This is a genomic window from Streptosporangium sp. NPDC000563, from assembly GCF_040299985.1.
Lineage (GTDB): Bacteria > Actinomycetota > Actinomycetes > Streptosporangiales > Streptosporangiaceae > Streptosporangium.
In genome coordinates this window covers 71623-94993 of the sequence record NZ_JBEPDA010000016.1, presented here as the reverse complement: position 1 = coordinate 94993, position 23371 = coordinate 71623, and the positions used below count along the sequence as shown (strand labels likewise).

Sequence of the window (23371 nt, the reverse complement as noted above, 5' to 3'; positions counted from 1 at the left end):
ATCTTCAGGCCAGCCGATCCTCGTCGGTGGGCCGCACGCCGCGGGCCCACTCCCCCGCGCCCATCAGACGCTTGCCCTGCGGCTGCACCTCGCCCAGCTCGACCGGGTAGGTGGCGGTGCCGACCAGGACGGAGTTCTTGGACGCCGCGATCTGGCCGGGGGCCAGGCCGGAGGCGTCGGGAACCGGCCGCACGGGCCCCAGCTTGATCCGCCCGCCGCGGAACCCGGTCCACGCGCCCGGGGCGGGGGTACAGGCGCGGACCAGGCGATCGACCCGCATCGCGGGCGCGGACCAGTCGACCCTCGCGTCGTCGACGCTGATCTTCGGGGCGAGACTCACCCCCTCCGCGGGCTGCGGCACGGCCTCCAGCTTGCCGTCCTCGATCCCGTCGAGGGTGGCCGCCAGCAGCCCCGCCCCGGACTCGGCGAGCCGGGCGAGCAACTCCCCGCTGGTGTCGGTGGGGCGGATCTCCTCGGTCACCACGCCGTAGACCGGACCCGCGTCCAGCTCCTTGACGATCCGGAAGGTGGCCGCGCCGGTGATCTCGTCGCCGTGGAGCACGGCGTGCTGCACCGGCGCCGCGCCGCGCCAGGCCGGCAGCAGCGAGAAGTGCAGGTTGACCCAGCCGTACCGAGGGATGTCCAGGGTGGCCTGCGGCAGCAGCGCGCCGTAGGCGACCACCGGGCAGCAGTCGGGGGCGAGCTCGGTGAGCCGGTCGAGAAACTCCGGGTCGCCCGCCTTGGGCGGCCTGAGCACCTCGATGCCCGCCTCCTCGGCGAGCTCGGCGACGGGGCTCGGATGGACCTTGCGGCCCCTGCCCGACTGGGCGTCCGGGCGCGTGACGACGGCGACGACGTCGTGGCGAGGCGAGTCGATCAGTGCCCGCAGCGAGGGCAGGGCGGTGTCCGGGGTTCCGGCGAAGACCAGTCGCAAGGTTTCTACAGAGCCTTCCCTTGGGTGGCGTGCGGGGAGAACTTGAACGTGGGGGCCGACAGCCCGCTCCAGTCGGCCTCGCGGATCGCCTTCATCGCGAGTTTGCGCTGCTTGGCGTCCATCCGGTCGATGAACAGCACGCCGTCCAGGTGATCGGTCTCATGCTGGAAGCAGCGGGCCATCAGGTCGGTGCCCTCAAGGGTCACCGGCTCGCCGTGCATGTTGAAACCGGTCGCCACGGCCCGTATCGACCTGGGCGTGGGGAAGGACAGGCCGGGGAACGACAGGCAGCCCTCCTCCCCCTCCTCGTCCTTGTCCTCCGACAGGTCGAGGTTGGGGTTGATCAGATGCCCGAGCTGGTCGTCCACGTAGTAGGTGAAGACCCGCAGGCCGACCCCGATCTGCGGCGCGGCCAGCCCGGCTCCCGGCGCGTCCATCATCGTGTCGGTGAGGTCCTTGACGAGCTTGCGCAGCTCCTTGTCGAAGTCCTTGACCGGGTCGGCGGGCGTGCGCAGCACCGGATCGCCGAAAAGACGGATCGGCTGAATGGACAACAGGGGTCTCCTCACACTTCATGGGATGCCGCCAGTCTAAGGGCGGCGGCCGCCTCCCCCGGGCCCTCTTCAGGGCCGGGCACGAGACCGGCCGGACGAGCCGTCGCCGCGGAAGGACGGGCGTTCACCCGAGCACGTCCGTCCCCGGGGACACGGACATATCCGGGCGAGCCGTCGCCGGGGACCGGGAGGTGCCGGGATCAGCGGGAGCGGGCCTTCATCGCCGCCTTGCGGGCGGACTTGGCCACCGCCGCGTCACCGTGGCGAGAACCCAGCAGATCCAGGACGGCGAAGGTGTCCGGGTGGTCCACCAGAGCCATCTCCTCGATCACCCGGACCAGGTCCTCACCGGGTTCGAGGGTGTCGAACTCGCAGATCGCCTCCGAGGCGTCGCCGCGCTCGAGCAGCGAGGCGAGCGAGTCGACCGCGAGCCAGGTGTTGTCGGCGGGCGTGAGGGCGGGCGCGGGCAGGTGGCGGATGTGCAGCCAGGAGGCGGCGTAGCGCCACATGGCGGGCTCGGAGAGGGCCTCTCTGAGCGGGGCCTCGGCCTCGGGGCCGAGCTCCTCCAGGATCGTGCCCACGGCGCCACGGCGGCCGGCCGTACCCGAGGCGGCGACCTTGACCAGCTCGCGGGCGGCGGCCTCGGGGTGGCGGGACTCCAGCCACACGGTGACGGCGCTGGGCGCGGCGGAACCCTTCATGATCGCCTCGACCAGCTCCGCCGCGCCCAGGTCGGTGAAGACGGCGACCTCCGCGCCCGTCGGCGCGTCGTGGCCCTCCCGCATCAGGTCCTGGCGGACGGCCCACATGCCCAGCGGGGTCAGCCTCGGCCGCCCTGACCGCGAGGTCTCGACCAGCCCGCAGTAGCCCAGCAGCGACAGGGCCGACTCCAGCTGGGCGGGAAGCGCGCCCGTCAGCACCCGCATCTCCGCCTGGCGGGCACCGCAGGCCACCTCGTGCGACTGCAGGATGCCCTTCACCAGGGTCGCGGTGGACAGCCCCTCGCGCACGGCGTACAGCGTGGCGAGCATCTCGGCCAGATGGTCGTCGATCACCGGGGAACCGGTCAGGTCGTCGTCGGCACGGTCGAGGACGTCCATGACCACGCCGTCCCAGAATCCCAGCAGCGCCCGGGGCGGCAGGTCGGCGGAGAGCACGAGCGGGCCGGGCGTCACCTCACCGCGAACGATGCGGAGCATGCCGGTGTTGACGGCGACCACCCAGAGCAGGTGCAGCCGCGCGGGGCCCGGCAGTCCGAGCTCGGCGCACGGCGTGAACGGGTCGGGCAGCAGCCCCTCGGGGGTCACCCGGCGGGTGCCGGTCCAGACGGCCACACGCTGGGCGTCGATCACCAGCGGCACCTGCGGGACGTGCGCGGCCAGCTCCTCGTCGGCGGCGAGGTCGACCGGGGGAAAGCTCAGCGCGTCGCCGCGCGGGGGGCGACCTCGGCCCGTGGTGGTGACGGACTCCTCGAGAACGGCCGCCCGCAGCTCGCGTGGTGCCGTTCCCAGCTCGTCGACCAGCCTGCGCAGTTCGCCGATGTCGAAGACGTTCCCACTGTTCCCGCTCTTTGCCACTCGTGAAACTTACTGCACTCGCGCCTCACGCATACACGGCTCAGCCGATGGCGCGGGAACGCGCCTTGAAGGCCGCCTTGCGGGCAGCCTTGGCCGCTTCGTGATCTCTGAGGGAGCGTCCGAGCAGCTCAAGGACGTCGACGACCTCCGGATGGTCGACCCTCCACATCTCCTCGATCACGTGTGGCGGAGGACCCGAGGCGGACATGTTCTCGGCGAACGTCTCCGGATCCTCCTCGGCGGCGGGCATGGCCAGGGCGAGCATGTCCACGCTCATCCAGAGCATCTCCTCCTGGGTGAGCGTGGGAGCCGCCAGGCCGCGCGAACTCAGCCAGTGGATGGCGTGCGGGCGCAGCTCGGGCTCCTCCAGGAAGGCGCGCACCGCCTCTTCGGCGTCGGGGCCGAGGCGGTCGACGATCGTCACCGCGATGCCCCTCGCGACCGACGGCGCGCCGGAGACCGAACCGAACAACTCGGTGACCGCCTGCTCCGGTGTCCTGTTCTCCAGCCAGCCCCCGATGTCGGCCTCGGCCATCTCGGCGGGCATTCCGGAAAGCAGCCCCTCGATGAGCTCGGGCGCGTCGGCGGTGGTCAGATCGGCCGCCTCGGGGGCCTCGACGCCCAGGTCGGTGTAGAGCTCGCGCAGTCCCCACAGGGCCAGCGGGGTGAGTTCGAGCAGTTCCTCGCCCGGCTCGGCCATCCCGCAGTAGGCGAGTCGCCTGACGGCCTCGGGAACGTCGATCTCACCGCCCTCGACCAGGCCGATCTCCTCCAGGTAGTCCCTGACGAGGGGGATCGGCACGGGCGCCTGGAGGCGGTAGAGCATGTCGCACAGACCGTAGAGCTCCTCGTCGAGGGAGACGTCGCCCGTCACGGCGCCGCCGGTGTCCTTCTCGACGACGAACTCGACCGTGGCGGCCCAGATCTCGAGCGGATCGAAGTCCTCGCCGTCGAAGATCGCGCTGCCCTCGACCTGGACCAGGCCGGTGTGGACCGCGAGCTCCCACAGCAGCCCCGGGTCGGCCACCGAGAGCTGGGCGGCCGCCTCACCGGCGTCGCGGACCCGCAGGCGGCCCTTGAGGGTCGGGGTGCGGCCTCCGGCGAGCATCCACTGGACCAGCCTGCGCGCGTCGGTGACCAGCGGCACCCGCAGGGCGCTCTGGACAAGTGTCTCGCGGGGCGCCAGGCGCACGGGGGGAAGGGGCGAGCAGCCGGGACAGTCGCAGTGCTCGACGGCGGGCTCCTCGCGCACCGCGGAGACGGAGAGGATCGCGCTCCCGGCGTCCTGCTCCAGCGAGTCGGCGCCGATCGCGCTGAAGAGGCTCTTGGCCATGCCGAACCGGGAGGTGTCGGCGAGGGCGACGGGCATCTCGGGTTCGATCCGGTCGAGGACGGTCCTCATCCGGACGGCCATCTTGCCGCCGATCTCCTCGGTGGCGAGCAGGAAGTCGACCAGGGTGCGGGCGGCGGCGACGGTCTCCGGGGCGCTCTCCGGGGGGGCGATGACCTTGCGCGGGTAGATGTTGAGCAGCAGTTCCTCGAAGGTGACAGGGGTGAAGTCACCCAGCTCGTTCACGTCCAGATAGTCACTCGCGTAGTCGCAGAGCAGCCGCACCTCGTCCACGTCAACGTCAAGGCTGTGCGCACGCCCCCACGCGCGCAGGTCGTCTACGGCCCGATTCACCCATTCGATCGACACAGGGGAAAATTAACGGCTTACTGCCAGCACCGCGAATCGGGGAAACAACTCAAATCACATCTAGGGGGTCTATGCACACCTTGACCACCTCCGCCGCCTTGCGCGCGGAGCGTACTCCGGCGGCCCCTTTCAACGCCGCGGCCAGCGCCGGTCCCGAGCCCTGCGCGATCCGGACCATGGCACGTTCCCGCACTTGATCCCCCTTGGGAGAGGCCACCGGGACGGGGCCGAGCACCTGCGCCCCCGGGGGCAGGGTCATCTCGCCGATCATTTCCCGCACCGCCGCCGGAGATCCGGTGAGCGTCGCCATTTTCACCGCCGGGGGGAAACCGAGTTCTGTCCTGTCGGCCAGTTCTCTCTCGGCGTGGTTCACCGGATCCCAGCGCAGCAGAGCCTGTACGGCGGCGAGTGAGGAATCGGCCAGCACGACCAGTTCGGCCGAGGTCCGCAACAGGGCCGCCGCGTTCATCCACCGGCGCAATGTCTCCTCCGCGGCGCGCAGATCGGGCCTGCCGAGCAGCGCCCAGCCGTCCAGCAGCACCGCCGCCGCGTACCCCCCCTCGGGCACCGGCTCGGCGCCCGGGGTCGCCACCACCAGGGCGCGGCCCGCGCCGACGGTGGCGAGCACCCCGTCCCTGCCCGACGTCTTGACCTTCACCGAGGGGAAGGCCCTCCCCAGCTCCTCGGCCGTGCGGCGGGCACCGATCACCAGGGCCCGCACCCGGGCGCCGCCGCAGGACGTGCAGCGCCAGTCACCCGCGATCCGGCCGCACCAGCGGCAGTACGGGGCCACGTGACCGCCGCGCAGCGCGAACGGGCCGCCGCAGTGCCCGCAGCGGGCGGTCGCCCGGCAGCTCTGGCAGGCCAGCGCGGGCAGGTAGCCCCGGCGGGGGACCTGCACCAGCACGGGACCGCTCTCCAGCCCGGCACGCAGGGCCCGCCAGGCGAGGCTGGGCAGCCGGGCGGCCCTCGCCGCCTCGTCCCTGGCCAGCTCCGAGTCCTCTCCCGCCGGACGGACCCTCGGCGCCCTCGCCCTCACCGTCGCGCGGGCCGCGACGATGGGCCCCGCCCAGCCCGCCGCGATGAGCCTGGTCGCCTCCGCCGTACGGGCGTACCCCCCGATGAGCAGGCCCGCCCGCGCCCGGTGGGCGCGCAGGGCGAGAACCTCCCTGGCGTGCGGGTAGGGGGCGAGCCGCTCGGAGTGCAGGTCGTCGCCGTCGTCCCAGATGACCGCGAGCCCGAGATCCCTGACCGGGGCGAACGCCGCCCCCCTCGTCCCGACCGCGACCCGCACCTGCCCCCTGGACACCCGTAGCCATCGCCGGTAGCGCTCGGCGGGCCCGAGGTCGGCGGTGAGCGCCACGTGCGCGCCGGGCTCCAGAACGGCGCTCAGGGCCGCGTCGAGCAGACCCACGTCCTTACCGTCGGGAAGCACCACGAGGGCTCCCCTGCCCCCACGCAGGGTCTCCCGTGCGGCAACCGCGACCGCCTCCGGCCACGCGGGCCCGCTCTCCCCGGTGCCCGGCAGGGCCGTCCACACCGCGCGGGGGGCGTCCCCCTTCGCCAGGGCCGCCAGGAACGCCTCCCCCTCCGAGTAGTCCGCCCACGGCCCGGGCCCCTCTCCCCGCACCGGATCCTGGGCGGCTCGGGCCGGTGCGCCCTGGGCCGGGACGGCCGAGGGCGACACGGTCAGGACCGGGGTGACCGAGATCGAGTCGGCCGGGGTCGGGGCGCCCTGAGCCGGCGGGACCGAGGTGGTCTGGGCCGGCGGGACCGGACTCGGAGCGGCCTGAGCCGGTGAGGCCGGACTTGAGACGGCCGGGGTGGGGCTCTCGGCCTCGACCCTCGCGTGGCGGGGCGGGATGGCGAGGCGCAGGACGTCGGCCATGGTCCCGGCGTAGTGGTCGGCGACGGCGCGGGCCAGCGCGGCGATCTCCGGGGTGAGCACGGGCTCGGCGGAGACGACCCTCTCCAGGCGGGTCAGCTTGCCCTCGTGCTCGGTGGTCTCGGCCCGCTCCAGCAGGAACCCGTCGACGAGCTTGCCCGCGAACCGGATGCGGACCCGGGTCCCCGGCACGGCGGCGGCGGCCAGGGGGGCGGGGACGAGATAGTCGAACAACCGGTCGAGGTGCGGCAGCGGCGTGTCGACGAGGACCCGCGCGACCGGCAGTTCGGCGGCCGGCTCCGGCACCCCTCTCACCGGCTCGGCCACCCCGGAGGCTTTGGCCGTCCCAGCGGCCCTGACCACCCTGGCGGCCCTCACGGCCCCGGCGCGGCCACCCCGCGTCCTCGTGGGACCGCCCGGCACGTGCCGCTCACGGACCGCGTCGAGCGGCAGCAGGGCGTCGTCGTCCGGCGAAGGGCTGGCGTGGGTCACCCACCTGTCCTACCAGACCCGGGCACCCCCTCCAGACGACGGCGGGAGGACGGGCCGGTCCCTGCCGCCGGCAGCCCGGTCCCCGTACCGGTGACAGCCCGGTCCCGTGCCGCTGACGGCGGAAGGCGGACGCGGCGCGATCGCCCGCAGGGCCGGTCGAATGGAGCGGCCCTGTCGCAATCGTCCGCTGAGCCGATCAGATGGAGCGGACGCGGCGCGATCGCCCGCGAGTCCGGTCAGATGGAGCGGCGGTGGGTCCAGCGGCCGCCGAGCAGGGTGCCGAGGATCGGCATGTGCCGCAGGCCGTTTCCGTCCAGCCCGGCCGGATCGTACTCGGTGATCACCAGGTCGGCGGGGTCTCCCGGGCGCACCCCCGTACGTCCCCTGGCCGACGCCGCGAGTGCCACCGGCAGCGGGATCGCCTGCTCCGGGTGCCACGGCGGCCGCTCGTCGTCGGTCCTGGCCACGGCGGAGGCGATCCCGTCCCACGGGTCGAGCGGCGCCACCGGGGCGTCGGAGCCCAGCTCGACGACCGCTCCGGCCGCCAGCAGGTCGGCGTAGGCGAAGGCCCTGCCGGTCCGTCCCCGCCAGTGCAGGTCGGCCACGTCGCGATCGTCCGGCGCGTGGGCGGGCTGCACGCCCGCGACCAGACCCTGCCTGGCGAACCTCCCGAAGTCCTCGGGGCGGACGAGCTGCGCGTGCTCGATCCGCCCCGGGCAGCCGACCCGCTCGAAGGCGTCCAGCGCGATGCCCACCGCCAGATCGCCGATCGCGTGCACCGCCGGGTCGATCCCGTGCCCGGCCGCCAGGGCCATCACGCCGTACAACTCCTCGGGCGCCGTCTCCAGCAGCCCGCGCGCCTCGCCGCCGGGGTACGGGTCCTCGCAGTAGGCGGTCCTGGTGTTCAGCGACCCGTCCACGAACGTCTTGACCGGCCCGACCTCCAGCAAGCCCTCCACGCCGGCGACGGGATCGCCGGTACGCAGCCCGCGGCCGATCGCCTCCTCCAGCCGGTTCACCGGGATCGAGCAGCCGACCCGGACGTCGATCCGCTCCGCCCCCACCCGCCGGGTCCAGTCGGTGACGTTGTCGGCGAACTCGAAGTCCAGCACGCCCACGACGCCCCTCGCCGCGGCCGCGGTGGTGGCCTCGGCCACCCAGCGATCCAGCTCGTCCTGCGGCGGCGGGGGCATCTCCGCCATCGCGTCGTAGCAGTCGCGCTCGCGCAGCACCCCCGTCGGGTGCTCGCCCCTGCCGACCACCGCCAGCGCGGCCGGGCTGAACCAGGCGGTGTGCAGATCATTGCTGACCAGGACGATCGGGCGGTCGGGTGCCGCCGCCTGGAGCAGCGACTTGTGCGGCGTGTCCGGCCACAGGCCGTCGCGAAAGCCGTAACCGACCGTGAACCCGGACGCACCGGACCCGCCGAACGCGACAGGCGTACCGGATGTGTCCGCCCGCGAGACGACGAGATCGACCGCCTCCCGCGCCGACCGCGCCGAGGTGAGGTCGATCCTGCGCCGGGCCTGCGCCCACTGTACGGAGTGCACGTGCGCGTCCCACAGCCCCGGCAGGAGGGTGCCGCCCTCGACGTCGACCGACTCGTCGCAGGGGGGCGGCTCCGCGGCCACCTCCGCGACCCGGCCGCCGACGATCAGGACATGGCGGAGCGGCCCTCCGGGACCGATCCGTACGTCGCGCAGCAGCAAGCGGAAGGAGGAAGAAGTGGACATGGACCGACTTTAGGCGGACGGTCGGCCGGTCCTTCTTCTCGTTCATCACGGGTACCGACTCCGCCGGTGTGGTGGTTGCCGTGCAGCGGCGTCGACAGCTCAGCGGAGCAGAAATTTTCAATACCAGAACGGCGAAATCGGAGACTCAGGGACGAACTTTCCCCTGCCTATTCCCCCGAGGGCTCGATACAGGCGACCGTCCAGGCACGATGGTCAGGCGGCGTCGACACCTGCGGCGAAGTCATGGATGACCTTAGCCAGTTCTTCGGGGGCTTCCATCGCGGCGTAGTGACCGACGCCGTCGAGTGACACCGAGCTGACCTCGGTCGACGCGGCCCGGGACATGGTGTCGGCGGTGAACGAGCCTCCGCCCGCGCCGACCGCGAGCACGGGCGCACTCAGCCCAGGGCTCTCCGCGAGGGCATTGATTTCAGGGCCGTCCTTCAGCATCGACCTGTAGAGACCGATCGCTCCACGCCAGCCATGAGGGCGCGCATAGGTGCGGACGAACTCGTCGATGTCGGCGTCGGTGATCGCGCCCGGAGTCGCGCTCATGCCGGGGAATGCGTACTGGCCGAGAAACTCGCGTTCACGGCCGACGAGCAGCATCTCGGGAATGCCCTGCGCGACGAGAACACCGATGTGCCAGGCACCGCCGTGAGTGACGTCGGCCAGCATTTCAAGGCCGAACCCAGGCAACCCCATCTCGATGGCGGTGAAGCTGAGCACATCTTCCGGATGGGTGGTGGCCAGGCGGAAGACCGTCGCCCCGCTGATGTCCTGTCCGGTGAGGTGGACCGCTCCGACGCCGAGTCGTGCGATCAGCAGGTGCAGATCCTCTGCCGAGGTCCTGCTGTCGTACTCGCCCGGCCCGTTGTCCGAGTCGCCGAAGCCGCGCAGGTCGACGGCGAAAACGCGGTGGTCGACCGCGAGCAGCGGGATGAGCTTCCGGAAGGCCCACCAGGTCTCGGGGAAGCCGTGGACCAGCAGGATCGGCGATCCACCGGTTCCCGCGGCCACGTAGTGCAGGGTGGTTCCGTTGACCGCGACGCGGTGGTGGGTGATCTCCGGGGCGGTGGGACCAACCGGTGTGAGGGGCATGCCTCTCCCTAATTCGACAGCCTGGGTGTCGAATAATAGACACCCAGACTGTCGTTTGTCCAAACGCTGCGGTAGCCTGCTCCCATGTCCCGCTCTGGCGCCGATTTGGCACTGCTACTGCTCGGAGGCTTCCGCACACTCGTCGACGCGGCGATCGCCGAGCTGGCCCGGCGCGGCTACGAGGACGTACGTCCCATCCATGACTTCGCCATGCGGGCCATCGCCGCGGGAGCCGACAGCGCCTCAGAACTGGGTCGCCGCCTGTCGATCTCCAAGCAGTCGGCGGCGAGGACCATCTCGGTGTTGCAGGAACGCGGATACGTGACACGCGACACGGACCCCCTCGACGCCCGCCGCAAACGCCTTCAGGTCACCGCGCTCGGCTTCGACGTGCTGCGACAAGGCGAAGCGATCTTCGACGAGCTACGCGATCAGTGGGAACAGCAGATCGGCGCCGCCGAACTCGCGGCCCTTGAGACACACCTGACCGCCCTCGTGGGCGCCATGCCCATACGCTTCGACACCCCCGGCTGGATTGCCCAAGACCTCGGCGAGTCGATCTAGACGACGAAGGCACCCCCACCGAGACCGCTACTCCCAAGGCTCCCGAACAATCAAATTCCTATCCGGCTGCGATCCGGACGCCTAAAGTAAAATCGGGGATTGCCTTCGGCGGGAGACTTTCGATATGGGACCGAGCTCGCCTGCTCCATCGGAAAACGGGTCATCTCCGGATGAATACTCTGGAATCAATCCAGAGCTCATGGAACAATTCATCGCCTCACTGGAGCATGCGCGAAAGGTGATAGGTGAGCAGCTCCCGGCGATCCTCCGGCTGCTTTCCTCGGTGGACGCCGACCGGTCCGCGGCGTTGCCGATCCGCGAGATCGAAGGCTGGCTGGACCAGGAGATCCCGCGATTGCGCAGACGAAACCAGCTGATCCAGGAGCCCGACCTCCTGACGAACTGGGCCCCAAGCCTGACCGGTCCTGGTCTGCCGGGCCTCACGCCGGGACCGGGGCGCGAAGGACTCATCGCCTTCGACGAGAAGACCCTGGCCAGATCCGCTCTCGCCACCAACGAGGGCAGGCAGCTCGCGGAGACCCTCGCCGCCCAGGGGCACCCGACTCCCTATTCCTCCAAGAAACTCTATGACGGGATCTTCGGCCAACTCGCCGAGAGGCGGCAGGACCCCGACTTCACCGCGGGATTCTTCGCCACCCTCGGCCCGAAGGGCGCGGCCGCCGCGCTCAGGAAACTGAACGACTACCACGGAGAATCCGCCAAGAAGCACTGGAAGACCATGGGAGAGGCCCTCGCCACGGCGGTGGCCCGGCGCCCGAAAACGCTCGGCCCGTCCTGGGAGCCGGAGAACCTCAGGAAGATACAGGCGGGCAACCTGGGCCTGGTGCTCGGCCATGGCAGGTTCCCCTTCACGTGGCTCGCTAAGGTGATCCGTCCCCTCACCCAGAGATCCCCCGGCGCCGGGGCCTTCACCCGCCAGGCCGCCGACCTGAGCCACTTCCTGTCCGCTCTGGCCAACAATCCGGAAACGGCCAGGGCATTGTTCAACGGCATGTCTCCCGAAGATCGCAAGGACCTGTTCTCCGCACTCAACCGGGAGGTCGCCCTCTACACCAACGAGCACGACGAGATCGCCTTCGCCCCGGAGGCGGAGTTCGGCCGGATGCTCGCCGCCGGAGCCGGTGTCTTCGAGAAGCGCTCCCCTGGCCCCGAGGCGGTGCGATTCGCCTTCAACGCCATGACGACCATGGGCAATCTCCGGACGGAAGCGGACTTCCGCAATCCGGAGGGGCAGCCGATGGAGGTGGCGAAGGGCGCGAGAATCTTCATGTCGATGCTCGCGGGCGCCTACCCCGCCGAAATGATCGAGGGCGCCAGCTTTCGGGACGCCAACCGAACCAAGGACAGCGTTTTCGACAAGACAGACACGCTCATTCTGGGACTCAAACCGAAGTTCGTTCTCAGTCCAGGCGACACTTATCGGTTCATGAAGACATTTGCCGACTCCGTAGAGCGGATGAAGCCATTCACGGAGGGGATGGGGAAGTTCTCCAGACATCTCATGGACTCGGCCGCAGCAAAGGACCAGGGAAAGAACACTGAATACATGGGGCGCGCTTTCATGGGATTGGGCTATTTGGCAGGAATGCAGATCGCCGCCGCGAACGAAGTCCAGGGGAAAATGGATGAGTACGACCAGAAGGTGCGGGACCGAATCTTCTTCCTCTTGGGCCTGGGCGTCGACCTCGTAGGGTTCGGCATCGGGGAGGGGGGTGCCGCGTTGTTTGACCTCTCGGGTCCTCTCGTCGAGATGGACGGGGCCGACGAGCTGATCTGGTTGATGATCAGCAAGACCGCGAGCGAGACCATCGACTCGCACAAGGACATCGAAGGAACCCGCCTGGACAAGCTCAAGGAGAGCAACCGCCTGGCCACCTTGGGCAGCGAATACTGGATATTTCACGAGCTGAAGCGCTACGGGTTCTCGTACAAGGTGCCTCCCAGCGACCCCGCCTTCAGCGATCCACCCATCACCGGAGCCAATGGGAACCTCCTCCCCTTCGGCACGCTGGCAAAGGATCCGAAGGCACTGAAGAACCTTGCCAACTGGCTGATCAGCAACGGCTCGGGAAGTGGAGACAAAAGCACAGCCGGAGAAGCCGCAGCAGAAATCGACCTCCTCTTCACCGGCGCAAAGGGAAAAACCAGGGATAACCCCGCACCATGGGGGTGACGACAGTATCAAGAGGTTCTTAGACACTCGGTTTCCCCGGAGAGAACGAAGTTTTTTTCTTTGGGCGAAGTGGTCACCACTTTAACGTACGACTCTTTCTTGACCAGCTCGTCACGCGGCGCCACCGGATCAGCAGAAGCGACTTTATAGCCTCGCTTGATCAGGCCGCCGGCCAACAGATTGAGCGTACCTACCGGATCATCCACACTGGATGTGCTCACTCCAGTAATTCCATACGTCCGCTTGGACTTACCTTCCCCGCAAGGAATGTTCCTGCCACCTTCATTTGTCACTTTGACATCTTCCGCTTGAATCAGATTCATCAACCAGTCGATGTCCGCCTTCAGTGTCATCTCGGCCTGCGCCGCCGTCGGCCCTGGAGGATCGGAGGAGCACGCCCCCAGGGCCAGCACTCCCAGGGCAGCGACCATAGCTGACCCGATACGAGCGAATGCAGGATGCGCCACGAATCTCACCGTCCACGTCGGCCGACATCACTTAGCTCCCATGATGTCCGAGAGTTATGAAATTTCCAGGCAGAATTCCTTAAACGTCACTCACGATGGCCAGAGAACGTAGTCGCTCGTCCAGATCTCGAACATGTCTGCTCTCCGCCCATGGCTGAAGCCGGGCGCGCACCTGTCGGACGGACTTCGCGAGCCTCTCGGAGCTGTGAGTCGTGATGATGTTCGTGGCCTGACCGATCACCGCGACAGCCTCGGGAATCTCGCGCTTCTGGATCAAGGCGGTTGCGTATTCCAGTTGCAGGATGCCCCGTTCCCGAACAGAGTCGGCCCCCATCCTGGCGAGCCGCCGCTCGGCTTCGGTTATCGCCCGGTCTGGTTGCTTGAGTTCAAGGAGACAGAACACACCGTAGGAAGCGACGCGATCCTGGGTGAGCCAGAACAGGTGACGGAGGTTCGGATCATTTGGCTTCGCGCCCGCCAGGTCGGTGGCGCGATCGAGGAGTCGGAGCCCGCCGTGGTCTCGCCTGGTGCTGGAGATCACCCGAGCCACCTGGATGGAGGTCGCCGCCTGCTGTAGGGGGTTGCCGCTCTCTCTGGCCCAGCCTTCAGCGGCGAAGACGTGGTCCATGGCCACCGTGGGCTTCTTTTCATAAAGCGCCATGTAGGCCGCCAGCCCGTGCAGATGAGCAAGGAGGGCAGGAGCACGCAGTTCGTGGGCCGCTGTCAGCCCTTCGGCATACCGACGAGCAGCAACGGCGTAGTCCCTCAAATCAAAGTGACACCAGCCCGTCATGTGGCTCAGGCTCCAGTAAAGGCGCAGCAGCCGCTCGCGCAGGGGTGAGGTGAGAGAGCCCCGTTTCAGCAGGTCGTCGACCATGACGCGCTTGGCCTCGGCTATCGGCAGGACCCGCTGGGGGCCGGATGCCTCGTCCATGGCCCACAGCCGGGCCGTGAGTCGCTCCAGCACGTCGATGGTGGCCGCGTCGATCGGGTGCTGGTGGCGGGCGGCGACTGCCAGGCGTTCCCGTTCCGGTGGGGTGAGGTGGCGCAGCAGGCCCAGGGCCGGGGTTCCGCCCAGGAGCAGGGCGAGTTCGAAGAGCAGTTCGCGGCGTTTCACGTCGGCCTCCTCTGCGCCGACCGCGCGCAGCAGGTCGGCGCAGAGGGTGGGCGCGGGAACGAGTGGGGGAAGTGCCTTCGTTCCCTTGGTTCCCGGGATGGCCGGTGCGGACACCTCGCGGCGGTAGTGCGCGTCGAGGTGACGGTGATCCGTCTGGTCGATCAGGTCACGGTCGCGTACCCCGTAGGAGGCGTAGACCTCGTCGGTGACCAGGCGGCGGGCGGTGGTCTGGTAGATACGCGCGAAGATGGCGATCGCCCCGGCACCGGGACGTCGCCCGGCCTGCGGCCATGCCTCGTAGTCGTAGAAGCGCGCGGCGCGCAGGGTCGCGGTGCCCGCGGGGTCGAGGTCGTTGTAGGCGGCCACCACGTCGCCCGCCGTGCGACCGTGGGCGTAGCGGTACAGGCGCAACGGGCTGACCTGGTGATCGAGGGCGAACACCCCGGCGATCTGGTCGAACGTGAGGCGGCAGGCCCGCAGCACCTCGCTGCGCCGCCTGCATCCCAGCAGGATCCGGTATCCCTCTCCGGGCATCCTCGACTCCCTTCCCCGAATACACACGGATCGTATGCCTGTGGTCACGGAGAATGACAGCCTGCGAGGGAAGTGGGGATCCTCGACCGTTGAATGCGGCGTTCTCGCAGGTCAGCGCCACTGTGCGCGGAGTATCCGATCGGCGGCGTCCCGGAGGGCTACCGCGCGGGAGCGCCGGGCCACTGTTCTGCCAACGATTTTCCCCTGACCAGGAGAGCAGGAGAGCGCGCATGACCGCTGCCCACGACGGCGTGGCCCCGGAACTCATCGAGGCGATGGTACGGCTCAGCCCCGGCGGCATGACCTGGCGGCGGACCTTCCCCGGTCATCCCCGTCAGGTTCCCGAGGCTCGACGCTTCGTCCGGTTTCTCCTGGTCGACTCCCTCTTCGGCCAGGACGCGGAGCAGGTCGTCGCCGAGCTCGCCGCCAACGCGATCCGCCACACCGCGAGCGGGCGACCGTACGGCACGTTCGTCGTCGAGGTCGTCCGCAGGCCCGAGGTCACCCGCGTGACGGTCTACGACTCCGGCCAGGGCGCCGTCCCCACCCTCCTCCACCCCACCCTTCTCCGCGAGGGCGGCCGAGGTCTTCCCCTGGTCGTCGCCCTCGCCTCCCGGGTCGGCTGCCAGGGCACCCGGTCCCACGGCCACGCCGTCTGGGCCCAGTTCACCGGCGAGAAGCACCCCGCATCCCCCGAGTGCTCATGACGAGCGGGCCGTCATGAGCACTGGGGCCTGCTCGGAGTTCGAATTCTCAGCCGGCGTTCAGCCTGGTGATGAGCTCATGCGCGACGTCCATGAACTGATCGCGTGAGGACGTCGTCGTCTGCAGGTCGACGAACGCCTCGTGGGCACCGGCCTCGGCGAGGGTCAGCAGGTAGTCACCGATCTGCCGCACGGTTCCGACGTGCGGTACCTGGTCGTCGGGCGCGGGAGAATCGGTGATCTTCGGATTGACGCGCACCACCATTCGCAGGGCCGACGGGTCCCGGTCGACGCGTGCCGCGGTCTGCAGCGCCATATCCCACAGGGAGGTCAGATAGGGCATGGGTATCGCCGCGCTCAGCCAGCCGTCGGCTCGCCTGCCGATCCTCTCCATGGACGAGGGCGTGTAACCGGCGAGCAGGATCGGGGGGCGCGGCCGCTGGAAGGGCTTGAGGTCGATGTGCGACGGCGGCACGGTCCACAGCGCACCCTTGTGCTCGACGACCTCACTGCTCCAGGCGGCCTCCATCACGTCGAGCGTCTCTTCGAGCCGGGCTCCCCTCCCCTGCCAGGGCACCCCGGTCGCGGTGTATTCGTCACGCAGCCATCCGAGACCGATGCCGACGTCCAGCCGTCCGTGGCTGAGCAGGTCGAGCGAGGTCAGCATGCGGGCGAGCAGGACCGGCGGTTGCCACAGCGCGTTGAGCGTGCTGGTTCCCAGCCGGACCTCCCGAGTGCTGACGGCGGCGAGTGTCAACGCGGTCAGCGGGTCGAAGAACGTCGCGAAGGCCGGAGGGATCTCGCCGTCTCCTCCCGGGTAGGGGTCGCTGGGTTCGAGCGGCACCATGATCCGATCACCCGCCCACAGGCTGCTGTAACCCATGGCCTCCAGATCCGCGCTGGCCTGCCGGATGAAATCCGGGTCGGCGAAGGCGCCGTACTGCGGGACTGTATATCCGATCTGCATGAGCTGCTCCTTGATACTTCGCCATGGAAAGCCGGGAGGGACTGAGGCGCATATTGCGTACGCGTCTCGATACCCGGACGCTCCCGGTCTAACGTCCAGGGAGACGTTAGGCGACACCTCTTGGACATGATTTGCAATCGGGTTGGAGTGTGGCCTCCGGGCCCTAAAAGCCCACTTAAGACCTTGATGTGATGTCTCCTCGGGGCAGCACGACCGGGGCGTTCCTTGGTCTTCTGGTGGCCCGTCACGCAACCTTGGTCGGGTAACTGTTCCAGCTGCGGATGGGTGAGCCGGCGGCGAAGTTCGTCTTGGGCTGGGCTCGGGCGTTGCGCCGGCGCACGTAGGTACCGATCGCCGCGTTCTGCTGCCGGCCGGTCAGGACCGGGCAGGAGTGACCGGCGGAGCTGCGGGCTCAGCTCTTGAAGTAGTGTCCCGCGTTCAGATCGGCGATGAGCCCGGGTAGGCCGGGACGCCAGTCCAGCAGCTTCTGGGTCAGGGCGGAGGAGGCCGGCATGTCCAGCGTGACGAAGGGGGCCAGCCAGCCGAAGTGCTCGCCCGCCTCCCGCGCGGGGATCGCGGTCACCGGCACGCCGAGCCGGCGCCCGATGACGCCGGCGACGTCGCGTACCGGCACACCCTCCTCGGCGACGGCGTGCAGCCGCGCGCCCGCGGGAGCCTCCTCCAGGGCCAGCCGGTACAGGTGAGCGGCGTCCAGCCGGTGCACGCTCGGCCACCTGGGGTCGCCGTCGCTCACGTACACGGAGACGCCCTTCGCGCGGGCGATGCCGATCGCGGCCGCGACGAACCCCGGGTCACCTTCTCCATGCACCAGCGGCAGCCGCACTACCGAGACCCGCACTTCGCGCTCCGCGAACGACAGCGCCACCTGCTCGGCCGCCCCTCGGGGCGAATGCGTCCCCGGCTCGTCCTTCTCGGTGCCGACGCGGCCGGGCGGGAGCAGGCCGGTGCCCGAGGTGACCACGAGCGGCCGGCCGGACCCCGCCAACGCCTCGCCGAGCGCCGCGATGGCTCGCCGGTCGGTCTGGTTGGCGGCCTCGAAGTTCGCGAAGTCGTGCACGAAGGCCAGGTGGATGACGCCGTCGGCGGCGGCGGCCCCGTCGCGCAGGCCGGCGAGGTCGTCGAGCGAACCGGGGTGGGGCTCGGCTCCGGCGGCCCTCAACGCGGCGGCGGCCTCATCCGTACGGGCCAGACCGGCCACCTGATGCCCGGCCTCGATGAGCTCACGTACGACGGCGGACCCCACGAAACCCGTGGCGCCGGTGACGAAAACACGCATGATGATCTCCTTCTTCAGCGGTGTTCCCATCGTCGGAGCCGGTGCCGTGCGGCGTCCAAAGCCTGTCGCTCATCGGGCGATACGTTTCAGGCATCACCGCAGTAGGCTGCGGGCATGCCCCAGTCGCCCGATCTCGATCTGCGGCTCGTGCGCTACTTCACGGCCGTCGCCGAGCACCGGCACTTCGGCCGCGCCGCCGAGGCCCTGCACATCACCCAGCCGTCGCTGAGCCGGCAGATCCGCGCCCTTGAGCGGCAACTGGGCGCCATCCTGCTCGACCGAACCCCGCAGGGCACGCGACTCACCGAGGCCGGCGAGGTCTTCCTGCCCCGCGCGAAGACACTGCTGCACGCGGCCGCCCAGGCGGCGGCGCAGGCCCGCGCCGCCGCTCGGCCCAGCCGCATCACCATCGGGTACACGATGGGCCTCATCGTCACGCCGGCCGTGCGCGAGCTGCGCCGCCTGCATCCGGATGCCGACGTGCGCACCTCACACGTGGCCTGGAACGAGCCGCGCCCCGCTCTGCTCGACTACCGTGCGGACGCGGTGGTGACCCGGTTGCCGTTGGCGACCGACGGGCTCGACGTGACGATCCTGTACGGCGAGCCGCGTGTGCTGCTGCTCTCGCGCGACCACCGCCTGGCGGGCAGGGGATCCGTGACGCTCGCCGACATCGCCGACGAGCCGTTGCCCCGACTGGCCGACCCGGACCCGGCCTGGGAGGCGTACTGGCGCATCGATCCCAGGCCCGACGGCCGCCCGGCCCCCGACGGCCCCGTCATCACCGACATCGAGGACAAGGCCGAGCTGATCGCCGCCGGGGAGGTGGTGGCCATCATAGGCGGCCCGCCCCTTGTCAACCTCCGACCGGACATCACCTCGATCCCTCTGGAGGGCGTCGAGCCGAGCCCCGTCGTGCTGGCGACCCGGGCCGGCGACCGCAACCGCCTGGTGTCGGCGTTCCGCAAATCCGCCAGGGCGCTGCTCACCGGTTCGCGGGCACCCCTGAGGTCGTCGGAGGCGGCGGGTGGTCCGGCGGGTGAATGACGTACGTCACGCCGCCGCTGCCGGTGCTGCGCAGCCACACCTTCTCGAAGCCTCTCCGAGCAGGACCGGCAAGCCCTTGTCGAGCTGATCGACCACCGCTGCCACTACCGGCGCAGATCCCAACCATGATCCCGAGGTGTCACCGGAGTACTAGACGGAGGTGAAACCAAGCGCCGCGGCGGCCTCGCTCTGCGCGGTGTCACGACTGGCGAAGCCGAGCTTGTCCCCCGGCTCCTCCAGAAGCGGCACGGCCGCCAACTCCGCGGTGGCGAGATGCATGGCGTCGAGCGCACGAAGGGCATGGGCGTAGACGATCTCCACCGCCCGGCGCTCCACGGCGTCACGGGGAGCGCTCAGCAACGTGACCGGGCCGTCCTCTCCAAGGTCCGCCGCCAGTACGGCAAGTCTGGTGTCCAGTTCCAGCAGCCGCCTGGCGCGAGAGGCGCGGACCAGCACCCCGGTCACCTCCACCACGGTCAAGGTGCTCGTGACGAGGAGGTGTTCGGGGTCTTCGAGGAGGTCCCTGGCCCGGTCGTGACCGGGTTCGTCGCGGAGGTAGGCGCAGGCCAGGACCGAGGAATCGACGTAGGTGAGCACGAGGTCAGCGGCCTTCCGCCCAGAGGTCGTCGAGGACCGGTCCCGCGCCCTCGGTGGCCGCGAGCGCTCGCTCCCGGTCGGCTTCGGTCACGGGAGGGGAAGGGGGTCGTTCGGCGAGCACTCCGAGCCTTCGCGCTCGGGCACGAAGCTCCGCCCGGGCGTCCAGCGCCTCGTCGGAGACGCCGTGGGCGAGGATCTCCCCGGCGGTCGCGTTGATGGATCGGCCGGTGCGGCGGGCCCTTCGCGTTATGCGGCGATGAAGATCGTCATCGATGCGGAGAAGGAGTTGCTTCATTCATCGATGATATCAATTAAAGCCTTGAAAGTGATATCACTCGCCGTCGAGGGACACGCTTTCGCGGTCGTGATCCGGTATCCCGCCGGGCGGGACAGCGGCCGGGAACACGAACGGCCCCCGCGAAGGAGTTCGCGGGGGCCGTCTTGGAACGTGCGGGTCAGAGACCGGCGGCGGAGCGCAGGGCGTCGGCGCGGTCGGTGGACTCCCAGGAGAAGCCCTCGCGGCCGAAGTGACCGTACGCGGAGGTGCCCGAATAGATCGGGCGGAGCAGGTCGAGGTCGCGGATGATCGCGGCCGGACGCAGGTCGAAGACCTCGAGCACGGCCTGCTGGATCTTCTCGACGTCGGTCTTCTCGGTGCCGAAGGTCTCGATGAACACGCCGACCGGGTGTGCCTTGCCGATGGCGTAGGCGACCTGCACCTCGGCGCGGTCGGCGAGACCGGCGGCCACGATGTTCTTCGCGACCCAGCGCATGGCGTAGGCGGCCGAGCGGTCGACCTTGGACGGGTCCTTGCCGGAGAAGGCGCCGCCACCGTGGCGGGACATGCCGCCGTAGGTGTCAACGATGATCTTGCGGCCGGTCAGGCCGGCGTCGCCCATGGGGCCGCCGATCTCGAAGCGGCCGGTCGGGTTGACCAGGAGGCGGTAACCCTCGGTGGCGATCTCCAGACCGGCGAGGACCGGGTCGACCACGTGCTCCTTGATGTCGGGAGCGAGCATCTCCTTGAGGTCGATCTCGGCCGCGTGCTGGGTGGAGACCACCACGGTGTCGAGCCGGACGGGCGTGTCGCCCTCGTACTCGACGGTGACCTGGGTCTTGCCGTCGGGGCGCAGGTAGGGCACCGTGCCGTCCTTACGGACCTGCGACAGACGCTCGGCGAGACGGTGCGCCAGCAGGATCGGCAGCGGCATCAGCTCGGGGGTCTCGCGGCAGGCGTAGCCGAACATGAGCCCCTGGTCACCGGCACCCTGGCGGTCGAGGTCGTCGCCGGCCTCGCCCTCACGGTTCTCGTAGGCGTCGTCGACGCCCTGCGCGATGTCGGGCGACTGCGCGCCGATGGACACCGACACGCCGCAGGAGGCGCCGTCGAAGCCCTTGTGCGAGGCGTCGTAACCGATCTCGAGGATCTTCTCCCGGATGAGGCCGGGGATGTCGACGTAGGTCTCCGTCGTCACCTCTCCGGCGACGTGGACCTGACCGGTGGTGATCAGCGTCTCGACCGCGACACGGCTCTTGGGGTCACCCTTGAGCATGGCGTCGAGAATCGCGTCACTGATCTGGTCGGCGATCTTGTCCGGGTGGCCTTCTGTGACCGACTCGGAGGTGAAAAGGCGACGGGACAAGTCAGTGGCTCCTCATGCAGCGGCTGCTGGCGTCTGGGGGCTCTGGCGTCGGCGGACACCAGTAGCGCTCCGGCGAATTCTAGCCCCACCCGATGTGGAGCCGCGAAATCGTCTCAGATCGTGTCACCTTAAAGTCTCGGCGCGCATACGGGAAAGAGCCCTGCCCTCGGGCTTGAGAGGGCCTCGGCCACCGTACGAGGTGCGCTCGACCGCAACATAACGGCGAAGTACATCAAAGCCCGTTTTTACTCATAAATCAGGCAACGGGTCGGGAGGCAGCGTCTCCGGGGCGAAGACCTCGGCGTCGGCGGCGGCGATCACCGCGGCGTACTCCTCGTCGATCTCGAACACCATCCCGCCGAGTTCGATCGCCGCGCCCATGGAGAGCTCCAGCGGGCCGAGCCGGGTGCGACGGGAGTGAGTGGCGTACACCGAGGTCGGCTCGTCACGATCGAAGAACTTGGTGGAGATCACGCAGATGGTGCGATCGGTGACCACGATGAGGAAGGTCGCCATGCACGGATTTCCCACCGACAGCGCCGGCAGGACGTAGTGGATCTCCTCACCCGGGGGAAGCAACGCCCGGCATCGAGCCCTCACGGCGGCGGCGACCGGCATGATCGAAACCCCTCCCAGGCGCGACATCGCAGGTCATCTCGGACGAAGTATCCGCCGGGAGATGGCCTACGGCAAGGGGGCAGGCCAGGCGCGCGGCGACAAGACGGCCGCTCGGCCTCGGTCGGCGTCCGAGGCGCGGATCAGGCCAGGCGTGCGGCGACGAGATCCCAGACCGTGTCGGCGAGGGACTCCTTGGGCCCGCGCGGGATGTCGACCCGCCCCCCGTCCGCGGCCAGGACCACGGCCGCGTTGTCGGGCGTGCCGAAGGCGAGGCCGTCACCGACCTGGTTGACGACGAGAAGATCGCAGCCCTTACGGGCGAGCTTGGCCCGCCCGTTGGCGAGGACGTCGTCGGTCTCGGCCGCGAATCCCACGATCACCTGCGGGTACGGCTTGAGACCCTCGCGGCGCCGCTCCCCCAGCTCCGCCAGGATGTCGGGATTTTTCACGAGATGGATGGCATCAGGCTCGTCGGCGGTCTTCTTGATCTTCGATCCGCTCCGCGCCGAGGGCCGGAAGTCGGCGACGGCGGCGGCCATCACCACGGCGTCGGCTCCCTCCACCGCCTCCAGCACGGCGTCACGCAACTCCAGGGCCGACTCGACCCGGACGACCCTGGCTCCCGCCGGATCGGGCAGGGCGACGTTGGCGGCCACCAGGGTGACCTCGGCCCCCCGGGCGACGGCCGTGCGGGCCAGCGCGTAACCCTGCAGGCCCGAGGAGCGGTTGCCGATGAAACGGACCGGGTCGATCGCCTCGCGGGTGCCCCCGGCGGAGATCACCAGACGGCGACCGGCGAGGTCGGCCGGACGCCCGGCGATGACGCGGCGGCAGACCTCGAAGATCTCCTTCGGGTCCGGCAGCCGGCCGGGGCCGGTGTCGGCGCCGGTCAGGCGGCCCACGGCGGGATCGACGACGATCGAGCCGCGCTCGCGAAGCGTGGTCACGTTGGCGCGGGTCGCGGGGTGCTCCCACATCTCGGTGTGCATCGCGGGGGCGAACACCACCGGGCAGCGCGCGGTGAGCAGGGTGTTGGTCAGCAGGTCGCCGGCCAGCCCGTGGGCGGCCTTGGCGAGCACGTCGGCGGTGGCCGGCGCGACGACCACCAGGTCGGCGCCCTGCCCGATGCGGACGTGCGGAACCTCGTGCACGGACTCCCAGACATCGGTCGTGACCGGGTTGCCGGACAGCGCGGCCCAGGTCGGCTCGCCGACGAAGCGGAGAGCCTCCCTGGTCGGGACGACGCGCACGTCGTGGCCCGACTCGGTGAACAGGCGCAGCAGCTCACACGCCTTGTAGGCGGCGATGCCCGCGCTCACGCCGAGGACGACCCTGGGCCTGTCAGGAGACCCGGCTTCTTCGGGGGTCCGCATCGAGGTGGCTTCAGCCCTCGATCGGCTCGGAGGTGAGCAGGCCCTCGCTGACCTCGCGCAGCGCGATGGACAGCGGCTTCTCCTGCGCGTGGGTCTCGACGAGCGGGCCGACGTACTCGAGCAGGCCCTCGCCGAGCTGGGAGTAGTAGGCGTTGATCTGACGCGCCCGCTTGGAGCCGAAGATCACGAGACTGTACTTGCTGTCGACGATGTCGAGCAGGGCGTCGATCGACGGGTTGGTGATGCCTTCGGAGTAGGCGGCGCTGGTTGCCAC

21 protein-coding genes are annotated in these 23371 nt (G+C 69.7%); 4 read left to right on the top strand and 17 right to left on the bottom strand.

Annotated features, from left to right (window positions below; all coding sequences use genetic code 11):
- Positions 1-4 precede the first annotated feature (4 nt).
- The 7 genes from fmt to ABT352_RS28690 all read right to left on the bottom strand — a co-directional run bounded on the left by fmt (position 5) and on the right by ABT352_RS28690 (position 9975).
- Positions 5-934, bottom strand: a complete 930-nt coding sequence (fmt, locus tag ABT352_RS28720) for a methionyl-tRNA formyltransferase (RefSeq protein WP_350948064.1) — start codon at positions 932-934, stop codon at positions 5-7.
- A 5-nt stretch (positions 935-939) separates the two neighbouring features.
- Positions 940-1488 (bottom strand): peptide deformylase, encoded by a 549-nt coding sequence (gene def, locus ABT352_RS28715; RefSeq protein ID WP_350948063.1) that lies wholly within the window; start codon positions 1486-1488, stop codon positions 940-942.
- Positions 1489-1688: 200 nt separating this feature from the next.
- Complete coding sequence (locus ABT352_RS28710; RefSeq protein WP_350948062.1) at positions 1689-3065, bottom strand: hypothetical protein; 1377 nt, start codon at positions 3063-3065, stop codon at positions 1689-1691.
- A gap of 40 nt (positions 3066-3105) precedes the next feature.
- Positions 3106-4764 carry a hypothetical protein gene (locus ABT352_RS28705; RefSeq protein WP_350948061.1) on the bottom strand — a complete coding sequence of 553 codons (1659 nt, stop codon included), beginning with the start codon at positions 4762-4764 and terminating at the stop codon, positions 3106-3108.
- 49 nt (positions 4765-4813) lie between these two features.
- Positions 4814-7141, bottom strand: coding sequence for a primosomal protein N' (locus ABT352_RS28700; RefSeq protein WP_350948060.1), 2328 nt, complete (start codon positions 7139-7141; stop codon positions 4814-4816).
- Between the two features lie 236 nt (positions 7142-7377).
- A complete protein-coding gene (locus ABT352_RS28695) occupies positions 7378-8874 on the bottom strand; it encodes an amidohydrolase (RefSeq protein ID WP_350948059.1) in 1497 nt (498 codons plus the stop codon).
- Positions 8875-9087: 213 nt separating this feature from the next.
- Complete coding sequence (locus tag ABT352_RS28690) at positions 9088-9975, bottom strand: alpha/beta fold hydrolase (RefSeq protein ID WP_350948058.1); 888 nt, start codon at positions 9973-9975, stop codon at positions 9088-9090.
- Between the two features lie 84 nt (positions 9976-10059).
- On the opposite strand from ABT352_RS28690, the gene ABT352_RS28685 reads away from it, so the two are divergent.
- Complete coding sequence (locus ABT352_RS28685; RefSeq protein WP_350948057.1) at positions 10060-10539, top strand: MarR family winged helix-turn-helix transcriptional regulator; 480 nt, start codon at positions 10060-10062, stop codon at positions 10537-10539.
- A 199-nt stretch (positions 10540-10738) separates the two neighbouring features.
- Positions 10739-12733, top strand: a complete 1995-nt coding sequence (locus ABT352_RS28680; RefSeq protein ID WP_350948056.1) for a hypothetical protein — start codon at positions 10739-10741, stop codon at positions 12731-12733.
- An 8-nt stretch (positions 12734-12741) separates the two neighbouring features.
- Here ABT352_RS28680 and ABT352_RS28675 read toward each other — a convergent pair whose 3' ends face one another.
- Positions 12742-13164 (bottom strand): hypothetical protein, encoded by a 423-nt coding sequence (locus ABT352_RS28675; protein WP_350948055.1) that lies wholly within the window; start codon positions 13162-13164, stop codon positions 12742-12744.
- Positions 13165-13279: 115 nt separating this feature from the next.
- Positions 13280-14851, bottom strand: a complete 1572-nt coding sequence (locus ABT352_RS28670) for an NsdA family TPR-like regulatory protein (protein ID WP_350948054.1) — start codon at positions 14849-14851, stop codon at positions 13280-13282.
- Between the two features lie 230 nt (positions 14852-15081).
- On the opposite strand from ABT352_RS28670, the gene ABT352_RS28665 reads away from it, so the two are divergent.
- On the top strand, positions 15082-15558 hold the full coding sequence (locus ABT352_RS28665; protein ID WP_350948053.1) for an ATP-binding protein: 477 nt from the start codon (positions 15082-15084) through the stop codon (positions 15556-15558).
- 46 nt (positions 15559-15604) lie between these two features.
- Here the strand turns inward: ABT352_RS28665 and ABT352_RS28660 are convergent, their stop codons facing one another.
- Positions 15605-16522, bottom strand: a complete 918-nt coding sequence (locus ABT352_RS28660) for a TIGR03619 family F420-dependent LLM class oxidoreductase (protein ID WP_350948052.1) — start codon at positions 16520-16522, stop codon at positions 15605-15607.
- 412 nt (positions 16523-16934) lie between these two features.
- Positions 16935-17819, bottom strand: a complete 885-nt coding sequence (locus ABT352_RS28655; protein ID WP_350948051.1) for an SDR family oxidoreductase — start codon at positions 17817-17819, stop codon at positions 16935-16937.
- Between the two features lie 114 nt (positions 17820-17933).
- Here ABT352_RS28655 and ABT352_RS28650 point away from each other — a divergent pair, with 114 nt between their 5' ends.
- On the top strand, positions 17934-18866 hold the full coding sequence (locus tag ABT352_RS28650) for a LysR family transcriptional regulator (protein WP_350948050.1): 933 nt from the start codon (positions 17934-17936) through the stop codon (positions 18864-18866).
- 150 nt (positions 18867-19016) lie between these two features.
- On the opposite strand, the gene ABT352_RS28645 is transcribed toward ABT352_RS28650, so the two are convergent.
- The 6 genes from ABT352_RS28645 to rpoZ form a co-directional block, all read right to left on the bottom strand.
- Positions 19017-19463 (bottom strand): type II toxin-antitoxin system VapC family toxin, encoded by a 447-nt coding sequence (locus ABT352_RS28645; protein WP_350948049.1) that lies wholly within the window; start codon positions 19461-19463, stop codon positions 19017-19019.
- A gap of 4 nt (positions 19464-19467) precedes the next feature.
- Positions 19468-19758 carry a FitA-like ribbon-helix-helix domain-containing protein gene (locus tag ABT352_RS28640; protein WP_350948048.1) on the bottom strand — a complete coding sequence of 97 codons (291 nt, stop codon included), beginning with the start codon at positions 19756-19758 and terminating at the stop codon, positions 19468-19470.
- 160 nt (positions 19759-19918) lie between these two features.
- The gene (gene metK, locus ABT352_RS28635) at positions 19919-21106 is read right to left on the bottom strand and encodes a methionine adenosyltransferase (protein WP_350948047.1); all 1188 of its coding nucleotides are present in this window, start codon (positions 21104-21106) and stop codon (positions 19919-19921) included.
- Positions 21107-21355: 249 nt separating this feature from the next.
- The gene (locus tag ABT352_RS28630) at positions 21356-21751 is read right to left on the bottom strand and encodes a hypothetical protein (protein WP_350948046.1); all 396 of its coding nucleotides are present in this window, start codon (positions 21749-21751) and stop codon (positions 21356-21358) included.
- 113 nt (positions 21752-21864) lie between these two features.
- Positions 21865-23097 (bottom strand): bifunctional phosphopantothenoylcysteine decarboxylase/phosphopantothenate--cysteine ligase CoaBC, encoded by a 1233-nt coding sequence (gene coaBC, locus ABT352_RS28625; RefSeq protein ID WP_350948045.1) that lies wholly within the window; start codon positions 23095-23097, stop codon positions 21865-21867.
- Between the two features lie 10 nt (positions 23098-23107).
- A complete protein-coding gene (rpoZ, locus tag ABT352_RS28620; protein ID WP_030909981.1) occupies positions 23108-23371 on the bottom strand; it encodes a DNA-directed RNA polymerase subunit omega in 264 nt (87 codons plus the stop codon).